General features: G+C 52.6%; 10 protein-coding genes. 6 read left to right on the top strand and 4 right to left on the bottom strand.

The window, feature by feature from the left end; all coding sequences use genetic code 11:
* From NG346_RS06990 to NG346_RS07010, 5 genes are all read left to right on the top strand, one after another.
* Complete coding sequence (locus NG346_RS06990; RefSeq protein WP_262288497.1) at window positions 1-3,204, top strand: SusC/RagA family TonB-linked outer membrane protein; 3,204 nt, start codon at window positions 1-3, stop codon at window positions 3,202-3,204.
* A gap of 16 nt (window positions 3,205-3,220) precedes the next feature.
* Entirely contained in the window at window positions 3,221-5,278 is a 2,058-nt protein-coding gene (locus NG346_RS06995) for a RagB/SusD family nutrient uptake outer membrane protein (protein WP_262288498.1), read from the top strand.
* A gap of 43 nt (window positions 5,279-5,321) precedes the next feature.
* Window positions 5,322-8,150 carry a SusC/RagA family TonB-linked outer membrane protein gene (locus NG346_RS07000; RefSeq protein WP_262288499.1) on the top strand — a complete coding sequence of 943 codons (2,829 nt, stop codon included), beginning with the start codon at window positions 5,322-5,324 and terminating at the stop codon, window positions 8,148-8,150.
* A 58-nt stretch (window positions 8,151-8,208) separates the two neighbouring features.
* On the top strand, window positions 8,209-9,903 hold the full coding sequence (locus NG346_RS07005) for a RagB/SusD family nutrient uptake outer membrane protein (RefSeq protein WP_262288500.1): 1,695 nt from the start codon (window positions 8,209-8,211) through the stop codon (window positions 9,901-9,903).
* 104 nt (window positions 9,904-10,007) lie between these two features.
* Window positions 10,008-12,062 (top strand): hypothetical protein, encoded by a 2,055-nt coding sequence (locus NG346_RS07010; protein ID WP_262288501.1) that lies wholly within the window; start codon window positions 10,008-10,010, stop codon window positions 12,060-12,062.
* A gap of 313 nt (window positions 12,063-12,375) precedes the next feature.
* Here the strand turns inward: NG346_RS07010 and NG346_RS07015 are convergent, their stop codons facing one another.
* Both NG346_RS07015 and NG346_RS07020 read right to left on the bottom strand, forming a co-directional pair.
* Window positions 12,376-12,525: a hypothetical protein gene (locus tag NG346_RS07015; RefSeq protein ID WP_206081711.1), complete on the bottom strand. Its 150-nt coding sequence runs from the start codon at window positions 12,523-12,525 to the stop codon at window positions 12,376-12,378.
* Between the two features lie 57 nt (window positions 12,526-12,582).
* Window positions 12,583-12,957 (bottom strand): SAM-dependent methyltransferase, encoded by a 375-nt coding sequence (locus NG346_RS07020; RefSeq protein WP_262288502.1) that lies wholly within the window; start codon window positions 12,955-12,957, stop codon window positions 12,583-12,585.
* Window positions 12,958-13,825: 868 nt separating this feature from the next.
* On the opposite strand from NG346_RS07020, the gene NG346_RS14590 reads away from it, so the two are divergent.
* Window positions 13,826-13,996, top strand: a complete 171-nt coding sequence (locus tag NG346_RS14590) for an AAA family ATPase (RefSeq protein WP_396266749.1) — start codon at window positions 13,826-13,828, stop codon at window positions 13,994-13,996.
* Here NG346_RS14590 and NG346_RS07025 read toward each other — a convergent pair.
* Window positions 13,972-15,213, bottom strand: a complete 1,242-nt coding sequence (locus NG346_RS07025) for an RNA-guided endonuclease InsQ/TnpB family protein (protein ID WP_262288503.1) — start codon at window positions 15,211-15,213, stop codon at window positions 13,972-13,974. The two genes, NG346_RS14590 and NG346_RS07025, sit on opposite strands and share 25 nt — an antisense overlap.
* Window positions 15,197-15,799: an IS607 family transposase gene (locus NG346_RS07030; RefSeq protein ID WP_154533826.1), complete on the bottom strand. Its 603-nt coding sequence runs from the start codon at window positions 15,797-15,799 to the stop codon at window positions 15,197-15,199. Before NG346_RS07030 ends, NG346_RS07025 begins: the two co-directional genes overlap by 17 nt.
* Between the last annotated feature and the right edge of the window lie 360 nt (window positions 15,800-16,159).

Consider the following 16,159-nt stretch of genomic DNA (forward strand, 5'->3'; position numbering starts at 1 on the left):
ATGAACCCATCCAACACGATTCAAGGCAAGAAAGCCTTGCGCACAGCATTCGTGGCAGCAGCTCTGACGCTCACGCCTCCCTTCGCTGCCCCGCAAGCTACATGGGCCGAAAGCCTGCAACAAACCCAACAGGTCATCCGCGGCAACGTGGTTGACGAGAACGGTGAGGCTGTCATCGGTGCCACCATCGTCGTCGTGGGAGGCAGTGCCGCACAGGGCACTGTCACCGATTTCGACGGCAACTTCTCCATTAAAGCTAAGCCTGGCTCTAAGCTGAAGATCTCGTATATAGGATACATCACCAAGACCGTGACGGCCAGCACCAACATGCACGTCACGCTCAAGGAGGAAGCCACCAGCCTGCAAGGCGTAGAGGTCGTCGCCTACGGTGTGCAGAAAAAAGTCACCGTCACCGGTGCCCTCTCTTCAGTGAAGGGCGAAGACCTCGTACGCACACCCGTAAGCTCGGTCAACAATGTGCTCGCCGGTCAACTTTCTGGTGTGACCACCGTGCAGTATTCCGGTGAGCCGGGTAGTGACGCCGCCACCATCTTTGTACGCGGCAAGGGCACATGGGTCGATACCAACCCTCTGGTACAGATTGACGGCGTCGACGGATCACTCGACAACATCGACCCCAACGAGATTGAGAGTATCACCGTGCTCAAGGATGCTTCCGCCACCGCCGTCTTCGGTGTACGCGGCGCCAACGGCGTGATCCTCATCACCACCAAGCGTGGACAGGAAGGCAAAGCACGCATCGCCGCCTCAACCAACTTCTCCATCCTCGTGCCCAACCGCCTCATCAAGCAGGCCAGCAGCTACGACTACGCGATGTTCTACAATCAGATGGACGAGAACGACGGCTCGGGCCACCGTTTCTCCGATGCTGTCATCCAGAAGTTCCGCGACGGCAGTGATCCCATCCGCTTCCCCAACACGCAGTGGACCGACTACGTGATGAAGAAGTCGACCATGCAGACACAGTCCAACCTCAGCATCTCCGGCGGCACGAAGAAGGTGAAGTACTTCATCAGCGCCAGCATGTACACCACAGGAGGACTCTTCAAGCAGTTCGACCAAAGCTATGTCAATGATTTCCGCTATCATCGTTTCAACTATCGCGCCAACATCGACATTAATGTCACCAACACCACCACGTTAAGCGCTAACCTCAACGGCATCGTCGACGAAGCCAAAAAGCCATACAACGGCCAGGGATCCGCGGGTATCATTAAATATATGTATTACTCCACGCCGTTCTCCAGTCCCGGTATCATCGACGGACGCTACATCATCAACTCAGCCAGCACCAAGGACAACCTTGACGGCAACGTGCTGCCCTTCGTCGGTGGTGACCCCTTGGGCAACTATTACAACAAGGGATTCATGAACACCAACCGAAACAATCTCTCCATGGATCTCCAGATCAAGCAGGATCTCGGCATGATCACCAAAGGACTCTCCTGGCACGCCAAGGGCTCATACCACACCGATTATTATGTCTACAAGAACGGTAGCGCGACCGTAGCTACCTATAATCCTATTTGGAAGGGCCTCGACGAGAACGGACAGAACATCTTCGGCTACCGCAAGAACGGCGATACCACGGAGCCCGGATACAGCGAGAGCCGCAGCAAGGCAAGACAGTGGTATTTCGAGACTGCCTTCAACTATAACCGTTCCTTCGGACTCAATACGATCACCGCCCTGGCCCTCTACAACCAAAGCCAGCAATACTATCCCAGCACCTATAGCGACATCCGCCACGGACTGCTCGGCTTCGTGGGCCGTGTGACCTATGACTGGAACAACCGCTACATGGCAGAGTTCAACGTGGGTTACAACGGTTCAGAGAATTTCGCGCCCAACAAGCGTTTCGGTTTCTTCCCCGCCGGCTCTCTCGGCTGGGTAGCCAGCGATGAGCCTTTCTTCAAGCCCATCAAGAAGGTGGTCAGCTTCCTCAAGCTGCGTGCCTCCTGGGGTCTCGTCGGTAACGACCGCATCGGTGGTACACGATTCATGTATCTGCCCGATGCCTACAACGTCAACCAAGGTGCGCTCTTCAACCGTACCGGCAAAGACGGCGGCTCTTATGGCTACAACTTCGGTGTGGAGAACGGAACGACAAAGCAAGGAGCTATCGAAGCACAGAAAAACAATCCCGACGTCACTTGGGAGAAAGCCTTCAAGCAGGACTACGGCTTCGACATGCGTTTCCTCCGCGACAAACTGGAGACCAGCTTCGACTACTATCGTGAGCATCGTACCGACATCCTGCTCATCGACCAGACCGCACCGACCACGCTCGGCTTCTCGCTGCCTGCCGCCAACCTCGGTGAGGCAAAGTCGTGGGGCTATGAAATCACTGTGACTTGGAACGACAAGATCGGCAAAGATTTCCGCTACTGGATCAAGGGCAACCTTTCCTACAACCAAAACAAGGTGGTGGAGAGAAAGGAAGCTCCGCAGACCAACGAATATCAATATCAGAAAAACCACCGCATCGGCGCAAGAAGCCAGTATAAGTTCTGGAAGTTCTATTACGAGGGCTGCGAGCAAGACTATATGAAGGAGTTCGGTGCCAAGTCGTTCCCCACGCAGATGGTCGCCAACCTCAAGCCCGGTGACGCCGTGTATGTCGACCTCGACGGCAACGGCAAGATCGACGGCGACGATGCCAGCTACGACTATGGCTTCACCGACGACCCACAGTATATCGCCGGCCTGAACCTCGGCATGCAGTGGAAGAACTTCTCCTTCTCTGCCCAGCTCACCGGCGCGTGGAACGTCAGCCGTATGCTCAGCGACATCTTCCGCCAGCCTTTCTTCAGCTCCAACTCCACCACAGAGGGCGGACTGCTACAGTTCCAGGTCGAAAACACATGGAATCCCAACAACCCCTCGCAGAGTGCTGAGTACCCAAGAGCCACCTGGACCAACGCCGCACAGAACTACGCCACCAGCACGCTCTACGAGAAAGATGCCAAATACCTCAGGCTGAAGACCATTCAAGTGGCCTATGACTTCCACTTCCCACTGATGAAGACCCTCGGCCTCAACCAGTTGCAACTGGCTCTGAGCGCCTACAACCTCTTCACCATCACTCCGTATAAGTGGGGCGACCCAGAGACTCGCGCCAGCAATGCGCCCTCCTACCCGCTCAACCGCACCTATACTGCAAGCCTGAAAGTAGCATTCTAAAAATAAAAACACTATCATGAAACCACATATACAACTCTTCGCCGGAATCGCACTCGCTGCCCTCACCACGATCGCCACCACATCGTGCACCGACGAAATCAAACTCGGCAGCAACGCGCTGGAGAAACCGTCGGGCTCCACGGTGACCAAGGATACGGTGTTCAACAGCCCGATCTACACCGAGCAGTTTCTCAACTCCATCTATGCCCTGCAATACTACGGACTGCCCTATAACAGCAACTGCGGCACATCGGCCAGTCCCTGGAGCGGCAAGTTCGACCAGCTCACCGACTGCTGGGTGATGCACTGGGACAACAACACCATCTACAAGGCCTACTACTCCGGTACACTCGATGCCAACCAGGATCCTTTGCTGTCTTACAAGAACGACAACGTGTGGAAAGCTGTGCGCGCTGCCTGGCTGCTCATCGAGAACGTCAACAACGTGCCCGGACTCTCTGAAGAGAAAAAGCAGAGCTTTACGGCCCAGGCCCGCTGTCTCATCGCAGCCCGCTACTTCGATCTCTTCGCTGTCTATGGCGGACTGCCCATCATCGACCACTCCTACTCGGGCACGGAAGGCTCCTACGACATGCCGCGCGCTACCCTCGACTCCACCGTCACCTTCATGGTCGACCAGCTCGACCAGGCCATCAACTCCGGTGCACTGCCCTGGGCCTACAACGGCAACACCACCGAGACCGACGCCACGAACAATACCGGACGATGGACCAAGGCCGGAGCCATGGCTTTGAAAGCCAAGATACTCACCTTCGCCGCTTCTCCTATTTATAATGCTGCACAAGGCTACTACGGCGGAAGCTCCGAAGCTGAGCAGAAGCACATGGTATGGTACGGCGACTTCAAGCAGGAGCGTTGGGAGAAAGCTCTCAAGGCCTGCCAGGACTTCTTCGATGCGCTCAACGCCAACGGATGGTATGAGCTGACACAGGCTGAGTCCAAGACTCCCGACGGTTACCGTCAGGCCTATCGCATGGGCTACGCCTATCAGGGCAGCAAAGAGATCCTCCACTCTACCCGCGTGGGCGGTGTCGACGCCTACAAGTCCGGCACCTATACCTGGCACCAGTGGCTCGACAACCCGGCCCGACAAAACTGTCTGCCTACTGAAGAATATGTAGAGATGTTCCCCTGGGCCGACGGCACGCCCTTCGACTGGAAGAGCGACAGCATCAAAGGCAAGGTAGAAGGCGCCAAGGGACAGCTCTTCTATAAATATGAGAAGGTACGCGGTGGCTTTAAGAAGACAGCCAGCCGTGACCCACGCCTCTACGAGGAGTGCATCGTCAACGGACAGATGACCTCACTCGACTGGACCACCGGCAAGTCCAACGGTGACGTCTACGAGCTCTGGGTCGGCGGTGCTGATGCCGGAAACGCCGTTGCCCGCTACGACGAGACGAGCAAAGAGGTTGTCAAGACCGAGGCGCTATCCAGCCGCTATGCCACTGGCTACGACCAGAACAAATACTACATGAACCAAGACTACCTGCGCAAATTCACGCAGTGGGTCTACCTCAGCCTCGACGAGATGTATCTGATGTATGCCGAGTGCCTCGCACAGTGCGACCGCCTCGACGATGCCCTCAAACAAGTCGATATCGTTCGTGCACGCGTAGGACTGAAAGGTCTGGCACTGAAGAATCCCAGCCTCGACCTGCACAGCAACAAGCAAAACCTCATCAACGAGATACTGCGTGAGCGTGCCTGCGAGCTCGGACTGAGCAACAACCACTACTACGACATGATCCGCTACAAGCGTGGGGACTGGATGACCAAGAAGCTCCACGGACTCATCACTTATCGCATGGAACAGGGACCCACCGGTGGCTATATCCGTCAGTACATCCCCTGGAGAGGAGCCAACAAAGACGGTGGCGCCAAGGAGCCCACACGCTTTGAATACGAGAAGTTCACCATCCAGAACCGCCAGCACTATCTCTGGGACAAAGACCCGCAGTCGCAGGAAGTCGCCAAGTGGTATCTGTGGCCTTTCCCGAAAACCGAAATCAACAAGCACTACGGCCTCGTGCAGAACCCCGGCTGGGAATGATGCATGTGAAGCGCCTTACTTCCTTTAAGCACTAATAACGAATATGAACAAGACACAACTTTGCGTGCTCGCCCTGCTGGCAGGAACCGCCCTGCCCGCAGCAGCACAAATCGATACGACGCTGGCCCGCCACGACGCCTTTGTCAAGGCCAGCATAGCCACGGGAGCCAACAAGGACTTCACACGTGCGCAGTCCACTGCAGCCGTAACCACCATCAGCGGTGAGCAGACCGGCAGACGCTCGTCAAAGAATATCAGCGACGGTCTCGTGGGACTTGGCGGCAACGGACTCGTCTCCATGCGCAACGCCGGTACTTACTTCAGTGCCAACCCGACATTCTATGTCAGAGGATTGCAGTCGCTTAGCGGCAGCGCGCCGCTGGTTCTCGTCGACGGCATTGAGCGCGACATGAACATCATCGACCCCACCGAAGTCGACCATGTCGACATTCTCAAGGACGCTGCCGCCGTGGCACTCTATGGCAACCGTGGCGCCAATGGTGCCATCAACGTCATCACCAAACGCGGAAAGTACAACTCCAAGGGCGTCAGAGTCTCCTACGACCATCTGTTCAACTATCAGATCAACCGCCCGAAGTTCATCAGCGCACCCACCTATGCCGCTGCCATGAACGAGGCGCTGGCCAACGAGGGCAAGGCGCCGAAATACACAGCCGACGAGATCAGTGCTTTCCAGAGTGGTGCTTATCCCGACCTCTACCCCAACGTCAACTGGGTTGACGCCACCTTCCGCCATCACGGCATGACCAACAAGATCGCGTCGGAGTTCTACGGCGGTGGCCAGAATTTTAAATACTACACCATGCTCAACCTGCTGTCGGACAAGGGATTCATCAAAAACGATGTCGACGACAACGGCAACCACACACAGGACAAGTATGTCAGAGCCAACATGCGCATCAACCTCGACATAGACCTGAGCCCCACCACGCTGATGAAGGTCAACGTGCTGGGCATGCTCAGCGAGATGTCGCAGCCCGGCAACGCCACCAACCTCTGGGGACTGGTCTACAACCTGCCGTCGGCCGCCTTCCCCGTGAAGTTTCAGAAAGACGGGCTGTGGGGCGGCAGTGCTACCTGGGCAGGCACCGACAACCCTGTAGCCAACACGGCGGCCGCTGCTTACTACAAACTTCATGAGCGCTCGCTCTACGCCGACCTCTCGCTGCGCCAGAATCTGGGCATGTTCATTCCCGGACTCAGTGCCTCGGCACGCATGGGCTACGACACCTACTCCACGCTCTACGAAAATCACAGCAAGACTTTCCAATACGGTTTCTACGCTCCCGCCACATGGAACGACGGTGTGCCCACACCCGGCACTTACTCCATCGGCGGCGAGAAAGGCACGCAGGGTATCGGTGCCAACACCAGTGCCTACAACCGTCGCTTCCATTTCGACGGTGGTCTGAACTATGAGCGCACGCTGCAAGAGGCTCACTACCTCTTCTCCTCGCTGCGCTGGGAATATGAATACCACAACACCACGGGCGTGAACACCTCGGTCTATCGTCAGACTGCTTCATGGCTCACACACTATGCCTATCGTAACCGCTACATTGCAGAGATGGCGTGGGTGCTCACCGGCTCCAGCCGCTTGGCACCGGGCACCAAATGGGCAGTGGCGCCAACGTTCAGTGCTGCTTGGGTGATGAGCCAGGAACCATGGATGAAAAACGCCGAATGGGTCGACTTCCTCAAGTGGCGTGCCTCCTTCGGCATCGTCAACACCGACTATCTCCCCGGCGACAACGTGTGGACCTACTACACGCAGAGCTACAGCAACGACGGCGTGACCTATCCCTTCGACTCCAGCTACGACAGCTCGTGGGGACGGACGACGCTCGGACGTATGGCCACCGACAACCCCTCGCACGAGAAGGCCTATAAATATAATGTGGGGCTCGATGCCTCCATTCTCCACGGCCTCGACCTGCAAATCGACGGCTATTTCCAGCGCCGCAACAACATCTGGGTCGACGGTAGCGGCAGCTATGGCAGCATCATCGGTTTCAGCGCGCCTTACATCAACGCCGGCGTCGTGGACAGCTGGGGCTTTGAGGCCGCTGCGGACTACAGCCAGAAGGTAGGCGACGTGACGCTGAACATCGGCGGTACGTTCAGCCTCAACAAGAACAAGATCAAGGACCAGGCCGAAGAGCCGAGAGCCTACGACAACCTCGTCACCACTGGCTACCCGCTCAACAGCATCTGGGGACTGAAGGCCGTCGGACTCTTCAAGGACCAGGCCGACATCGAGGCCAGCGCGCCACAGACTTTCTCTGAGGTGAAGCCCGGTGACATCAAGTACGAGGACGTGAACCACGACGGCAAGATCGACGCCAACGACCGCACAAAGATCGGCTACAGCACGCTCTGCCCCGAGATTTTCTATTCGCTCCACCTCGGTGCTGAGTACAAAGGCGTGGGATTCAACGCACTCTTCCAGGGCGTGGACCGATACAGCGCACTGCTCAACACCAGCGGATATTACTGGGGACTCATCAACAACCGCACGCTCTCGCAGGATGTCTACGACCATCGCTGGACACCCGACAACCTCAACGCTGAGTACCCACGCCTGAGTTCGAGCAGCAATGCCAACAACTATCAAACCAGCTCGTTCTGGCTCCGCAACCGCGCCTACTTCAAACTGCGCAACATCGAGGTGTACTACAACCTGCCGAAGACGCTACTCAGCAAGACCAAAGCTCTCTCCGAGGCACGTGTCTATGTGCGCGGCAATGACCTCTTCACCCTTGACCACCTCCGCAGTGTCGACGCTGAGAGCTACGGGGCCACAAGCCCGCTCACACGAAGCGTCATCGTGGGACTGAATGTCACCTTTTGAAAAAGGTAAAAAGTAAAAAGGTAAAAAAGTAAAAGGTAAAAAAACAAAAAGATATACCATGAAAGCGAAATATATATTCAGCGGTCTGCTGGCCATGACGCTGGTTTCCTCCTGTACCGACAAGATGGACTACAAGGAGTACAACGTCCATGACAAGGCCTACGAAGAGAAAATGTTCGAACGCGTGGGCGGACTGATGACCGAAATCTACAACGACATCGACTATGACTTCGGCAATTACAGCGGGGCCATGTCCAGTTCTGCCACCGACGAGAGTGTCTACTCCCATCCCGGCAACGCCATTGAGGACTTCTACAACGGCGCCTGGGGACCCACCAACGCCAAGGAGCGCGTGTGGAAATCAGCATGGGACGGCATCACCTACAGCAACCTCGTGCTCGACGAGTTCAGCGACTGCACCTTCCCGGAGTATACCGAGGATGAGCACTACCAGCAGCAGATGTTCCTCTATAAGAACTATCGCTACGAGGCGCGTTGGGCGCGTGCCTTCTTCTACTTCGAGCTTGTCAAGCGCTACGGCAACGTGCCGTTGAAGACACGCACGATGACGGCCAACGAGGCCAACAGCCTGCCACAGATGCCCGCCGACTCCATCTTTGCGTTCATCGACAAGGAATGCGCTGACATCCAGGACAGCATCATCGTCAACTATGGCGACCTGGGCGACATGTCGTACTACAAGGCTCAGACAGGCCGTGCCAACAAGCTCGCCGTCATGGCACTGCGTGCCCGTGCCGCACTCTATTGGGCCAGCCCGCTCTTCAACACCAAGGGCGACAAGAGCCGGTGGCTGAAAGCAGCGCAGCTCAGCAACGCCGTCATCGCCGAGGCACGCCAGGAGGGCATGGGACTGCTGCCCGACTACAGCAAGCTCTTCGACAAGGACAGCTACAAGGACGGTATCAAAGAGATCATCTTCGCACGACGCACGACAGCCAGCAACGCCTTTGAGAAATACAACTATCCCATCGGCATAGAGAATGCCGGCGGTGGCAACTGCCCCACGCAGAACCTCGTGGACGCCTACGAGATGACCAACGGAAAAGCCATCGACGAGCAGGGCAGCGGATACGATCCGCAGGATCCCTACAAGAATCGAGACGCACGACTGGCCTTGACCGTGGCTGTCAATGGCGAGAACTGGCCCGACAAGGCGGCTCTGGAGACCTTTGAAGGTGGAGCCAACTCGTCGTCAGTCACCTACGGCACACCAACGGGATACTATCTGAAGAAATACGTCAACAAGGGAACGATCATCGCCAAGACCGGTTCCAACAGCTTCACCCACGAGTGGGTCATCTTCCGCCTCGCCGAGTTCTATCTCGACTATGCCGAGGCGGCACTCAACTACACCGGCAGCGGATACACGGCACCCGACGGTCTGCCCATGACAGCAGCACAGGCTATCAACGTTGTCAGAACCAGAGCCAAGCAACCCAACATGGCTACGGGACTGAGCTTCGACGCGTTCAAAAAGAAATATGAGAATGAGCGCTTCGTGGAACTCGCCTTCGAGGGACACCGTTTCTTCGACCTCAGACGTTGGAAAGAGGCTCCGCAATATCTCAAGAACATCCGCGGCATGAAGATCACGCGCCTGGACGACGGCACGATGAAATATGAAGAGCAGACCATCGCCACACGCACTTGGGACGACAAATGGTATCTCTTCCCCTTCCCGCAGAAAGACGCGCTCAACTGCAACTTCACGCAGAACGAAGGTTGGAAATAAGGTCTGCAACTCTCAACGGCTATACTGGACGGGGACTGTCCCCCGTCCAGACTCACGCGAAGCAACAATTCATTAATAACATCACATTCTAAAAACCAAAGCGTATGAAAAACGTTTATTACCTATTTCTCGTACTCATGGGACTGCTCTGCTCCCTGAGTACCAGCGCCAAGAAGGTTCTCTACAGCCAGAACTTCGAGACGGCTACCAGCGTGGCAGAGACAGGATGGACCTCACCATCTGCTGCCGCAGGACTGAGCATCGGCTCAGACGAAAAAGGCAAGTTCCTCAGATTCGTCCCATCGGGCAACGACCGCTCGGCACACCTCTTCTGGGACGCCGCACTCATCAAGAACGAACTCAGCGCTGACTTCACCAGCTACCAGATCACCTTCGGCTTCTGCTTCAACAAGTTCGGTAACAATCACATGACTTCTGAGATCGCCGTGATGTCTGAAGAGTCCATCGCCAATAAGAAGCCTAATGCCAACTACCGCACCAACAACAAGGGTGCGCTCTTCGACCTCACACAGCTCGGCAACACCGGCCGCACAGCATCAGCTTCCGGCGATCAGGACTTTGCCATCAACGGTGACTCAACCAACTACAAGGCGCTCACCGCAGGTACATACTACACCGTCACGCTCGACATCGACACGCAGGAACGCACTGTGGAGTACACTATTCTGTCGGCAACCTCCGATGATCCTATCGCCTCTGAAATCTATACCGTTCCAGAGGGCGTGGACATGACCGCAACAGGACTCTATGTCCTCGGTGGCCGCTATACCCCGGACATCATGTTCGACGAAATCGAGGTCAGCGTGGACAAGACGGCTGCCAACACACCGACTGTCACGCTCACGGGCGTCAACAACGCGCAGCGCGTCTACACCGTCAAGTTCCAAGAGGACGAGATCCTGCATCTCGACTTCAACGGCACTACTACCAATGTCAACTACTCCGACGTGGACAATGGCACCTACACTTGGTCCAACAATCCCAACTATGATCCCAAAAACACCGACAAGGCCGTCACCGACGCTTGCGAGAGTGGTACGCTGAAAGCATGGACTACGCTCGACAACATGAAGTCTGACGAGGTTGTCACCGAGGTTACAAACAATGTCATCGCTCTGCCTGCCGCCGAGGCTAAGGTCGTCAACGTCAAGGCCGGATATGCCAAGACCTACAACGTCACTTGTGACAACAGCAACACGCCGCTCACACCGGCTATCTACGGCACCTATAAGTTCACCGGCAAGGACGGTAAGGTCACTGAGTCTACTGATCCCAAAGCCTTCCCCATCACTATCGACGTGGATCAGGCCGGTACGCTGGAAATCACTTCTCAGGCTTTCGGCTACGGCTCGACAAACACCACTGTCGAGAACGGTGTGGAGTATGAGGTGAAGAAGACCATCGACCTGGCTCACATGAGTGAGAAAGACATTACAGCAGCTGGTTTTGAGAAAGGCGACAACGTCAACAACAACTATTCCAACTACGGTCGCTTCTACGGGCTGTCCTCCACTGAGACAGAGGTAGACAAGGACGGCAACACTTCTCCGAAGAAGATCGTCTACAACGTGATTCCGCAGTACACCAAGAAGGCTTCTGCCTTCACCGACGCCAATGTCATCGGCGGACTCGTCGCCTGCGGTCCTGACGGCAATCAGACAGACGCTGCAGCTTATGTACCTGTCACCGCACACATCTATCAGGGCATCGGCCTCGTCCTCGACGGCCGCAAGGGCGACGACGGCGCTGGCTCATGGATCAGCAACTGGTTCTTCAAGGTAGACGGCGCGACAGCAGACGACATCGTCACCGTGGCTTCTGTGGGCAATTATGGCGGCACTTCGCTCCATCCTTCCGTAGCCTCTCTTGATGAGTATCTTGCTCAGGACAACGCTCCTGTGACCGCTGTGCTCGCTGGCGACAAACCTTTCAGCCTCTATCGTATCTCCGACGCTTTGGGCAAGGTGACTGTCTACACGGCCAAGGGTGGTGCAACAGGCATCAAGACCATCAACGCCAACACTCAGAACACTGCCAACGCACCGATCTACTCACTCAACGGTGTGCGCATGAGCAGCAAGAACAACCTGCCGAAGGGTGTCTACATCCAGGGCGGCAAGAAGTTCGTGGTAAAGTAAACGTCTATTGACATACAGAAGTTAAATTCGTTTGTAGTATATAATATAGGTCAGCCATCTCGATCCACACTGGACTGGGGTGGCTCTTTTTGTGTTTTTCTTCTCATAGGAGGCGACGCGTCGCGCGTCGCGAAAACTAATAGTTTCATGTCTAAGGTGAATATTCTTTCAACTCTAATTGCAATAATCCCTTTGTCGTGACATGGTCATCAAGCAACAGCCTCATCCCCAAACATAACCGAACTCACATAGGAGTCTCCAATACTGTTGACGAAATAAGGTGACTTCTCGTTTATCTTGTCAACATCAAGTTTCATAGAACTTCTATATATGTTGGCTTTGCGCCATTGCTCTTCTCATATTCTTCAACGGCTATCTTCGTCAACTTGTCGACGAGGTTCTTTTTCACTTGCTTGGCATTATGAAGCCGTTGTAATGCTTGTTCTCTTGTCATCGTTTCCATATCCTTTCTTATTATAACATTGCAAAGATAAGTTTTTCTTGTGATTCTTCCAAATAATCAGCCACTTATCTTCTCCCAGTTCTTGTTTATCTCTTCCATCAGCTTGTTGGCCTCGGCGTTCAGCTTGTTGAGCTCGACATGAATCTCGGTCATGCGCTCGTGGAAGTCAACGCCATCGTCCTCCTGGGCCGCCACGCCTACGTATGCACCGGGAGTGAGACTATAGTCCTTCTCGGCTATCTCGCCGATGGTGGCAATCTTGCACAGTCCAGCAACGTCCTGATAGATGCCTTCATCGCCGAACTTGTCGACAAGCCATTGGCGGTCATCAATGACGGTGATGATGGATTGCAAGACACTGATGAAGTCGTCGCCCTTCTGCCGCATCGGCTTGACGTCACGCTTCTTCAAGTTCTTTGCGGCTGCGTTCATGCAGTTCTTTGTCTGCTCGATTAGTTGCTCAAGCCTTTCACGCAATGCAGCAGGTCTTCGTCAAAAAGCGGCATGGTGCCAAAGAAATGTGCACGGGTATCTTCGTCGATAGCCTCGGCAAACAGTCACCGACACAATCCAAAGAAATGGCGAAAGCAGGAAAACATCATTATTTTCTTTGACAAAACATCTTCATCCCGACCTTCGCTTCCAGAGAAAATTCCTTGCCGAAAACGATGAGAAACGGGGCTCTTGATGACAAAAAACAAGGCTGTCCCGGACAAACAACCGAGATGATCCGGTCATCTCAGTTGTTTGATGGTGAGAAAACGGTGAGATGACCGGGTCAAAACGGTGAGATGATCGGGTCAAAACAGCCTTTTTTCCACAATAAAAAAGTGATTAAAAATCAAAGTTACTGATATTCAGCAAGTTAGAAAATAGCCCAAAATTCGCGAAAAATCGAGCAAGTGGCCATCCGTTTTCAATTTTCGCCTTCTCAGAGCCCGTTTTTTGTCAGTTTTCTAAACAGATAGAGACAAGAAGTATAGAGATAGTATTGGCATTTTCTCCCACCCTCACCCAAGCGAAAAGATCATCATAAGGGTAACAGGAACAAATGAATCATAGCGGAATGAACACGTATTTTTTCAAATACATTTGATTTTTCGCGTAATTTGCAGTAGTTTTTCAAGTGTATTTGATTTTTTATCGCTATCTTTGCAAAAACATTAGAGCTATGGACGAAAGGTTGGAAAGAATATCGAGGTTGAACTATTGGCAGGGAAACCATTTCGAAAATGGGATAGAACGGAAACTCTATCTCGACCGCATCATGCCCTTCACGGGCAACCGAGTCATCAAGGTGATGACCGGACAACGACGAGCCGGAAAGAGTTGGTTGATGCGGCAAATTGTAACAGAATTGCTCGACAGGGGTATGGCCAAGCCCCATCAGATACTCTATATTAACGTTATTAAAAGTATTAAATGTGTTAATAATTATTCTACTTTTTACATACTTCCTGCAACCGTTTGAAACGGATTGCAGTATCGTATCGGACATAACGAGTGCCCGCTACCGACTATCCGAGAGAACTCGGAATCGCCGACTACTTTTCTAAGGATGTTCAAGGCTCCGTTTTGATCAGCATTAATCATCTTCCCGGTCGAGGAACGGAATAGTCCGCGCTTTACCCTGCGTCCAAGATATGTTTCATGCTTCCCAATAGGTTCAAGAGCAAGAGCATCACACTTGCTTGTATAACTTTCCTCGTGCACAATGAACTTAATTCCAATCATCTCGCACTTATAGCGGAGATAGTCTGCCAGTCTCGCAAAAGGCATCTGAACAAACTTTTGATTGTTCTTTTTGCCCATGTCGGAGTTTTGTTTCCATCCGGCATTGTAGCCTACAACCAGCGTTCCTATACGGTTCCGCACAAGTGTATCGACAATCTGACGGCTAACCTTCTGAAAGGCATCCTCGAAATAGCGGTCTCGCTTGTCGTACATACGAGTGATTCTTCTTGTCGTTCGCTTTATGCCTTGCAGATCCTTGATAGACTGCAAGTGAGAGAGTGTTTTGTTAAAGTGGTTATTGTAAGATTTGAGATATTTGCCGCTATAAATCGTGCAGCCTTCAGAAGTAACCATCGTAGCGAGATTATCAAGTCCAAGGTCGATAGAAGCGTATTTTGTCTTATCAACATCAGCTTGCTCTATTTCCTTTTCATAGACAATTTCGACCTTGATGTTACGGCTGTTGGGTATTAAGCGCACCTGGTGTACCGACTTTAGATTCCCGCCATATTTCTCCCATTGGGGTACAGAGACAAACAAACCCTTAGCAAGTCGGATTCTCCCATCCTTAATACTGCACGCATAATTGGTATAATACATATTAAACATACCACCACGCTTTCGGTAATTAGGCATCTTAGGCGCTCCCTTGTATTTTTCGGGGTGTTTCTTCCAATCCTTAATACTTTTACAGTAAGCCTTAATATTCTTGTCGAGAACACGCAGCACCTGCTGGGAGCATTGTGATTTCAATAATCTGTAGTTACACTGGCCTTCAAGGTTGAGGGTCTTTTTCATGAGCTTATCCATGTCGTTATACCATAGCCACGTACCGTCGGCATCCAATTGCTGACGGAACAGATACAGCGCCTGATTGTACAGATTGTTTGAAATTCTAAACAACCTGTCAAGTTCTTCCGTGTGGCGTATGTAAAACTTATAGACTAATCTCATTTTTCAAATCCTCTTCCATTATTTCGAGTTTCTTTTTTCTCCTGCGTGAATACATCCGCATAGCGAAGCAATGAAGCATCGAAATGATTTCCTCGAATATCTCTGTCTCGTTTGCCTTATCGTCCGTATCATTGATGACTATTATCTCGCATCCAAACTCGCTGAACAGTCTCTTGAACATATCGAATGATATGCGAGAAAGTCTATCTTTGTACGTAATGTACAACCTGCTAACTTTGAAATTAAGTATCTCGTCAAGAAGTTGTCTGAACTGCTTGCGGTCAAAATTCATTCCGCTCGCAATGTCCTTATAAGACTTGCTGACCTTAATGCCATTCTTGTTACAATAGTCAATCAAAGTCTTTTCTTGATTATCAAGGTCGGTTTTTTGTTTTGCCGTTGATACACGCGAATAGACCACGTTCATTCTTTCGGCAGCAAGTCCGGCCTTGCGATATACGTCATCATCGTTGTAGTCATACGTTCCGTTTGGCAACTTAACGACTCTTATATCTTTTTTCTTCACGTACTGCACGAGCGTCTGGCGCGATACATGCAATATCTTTAACACCTTAGCACTCTTCATATCGCAAAGATAAGAAGAAGAATTCAAATAATCAAATATTTCTACATAGTTTTAATGGTTTTTATTATTATAGGGCTTTGACGCTTTAGGCCGCCTCTCCCTCGCAAGCAAGCCTTGGTATTAGGTTTCTGTACGTCGGGGCAGATGTTTGCCGCTGACTTCTTTCAGATTCCAACTCGCGATGGACACAACACCTTATTCATATACGGAGATTCCTTCGCTATTTGCTCAAAACCTCTTTTGATATTCCGTTTGTTTCTATTGTTGTTTTCGACAATTCGGCAGATTTAAAAGTTCATGTAAGAAATCATATTGTGGTAAACAGATACAACTTAAATTATGCAATATAATTGTTTTATT

It is taken from the genome of Hallella absiana, assembly GCF_025457485.1.
Classification (GTDB): Bacteria; Bacteroidota; Bacteroidia; order Bacteroidales; family Bacteroidaceae; genus Prevotella; species Prevotella absiana.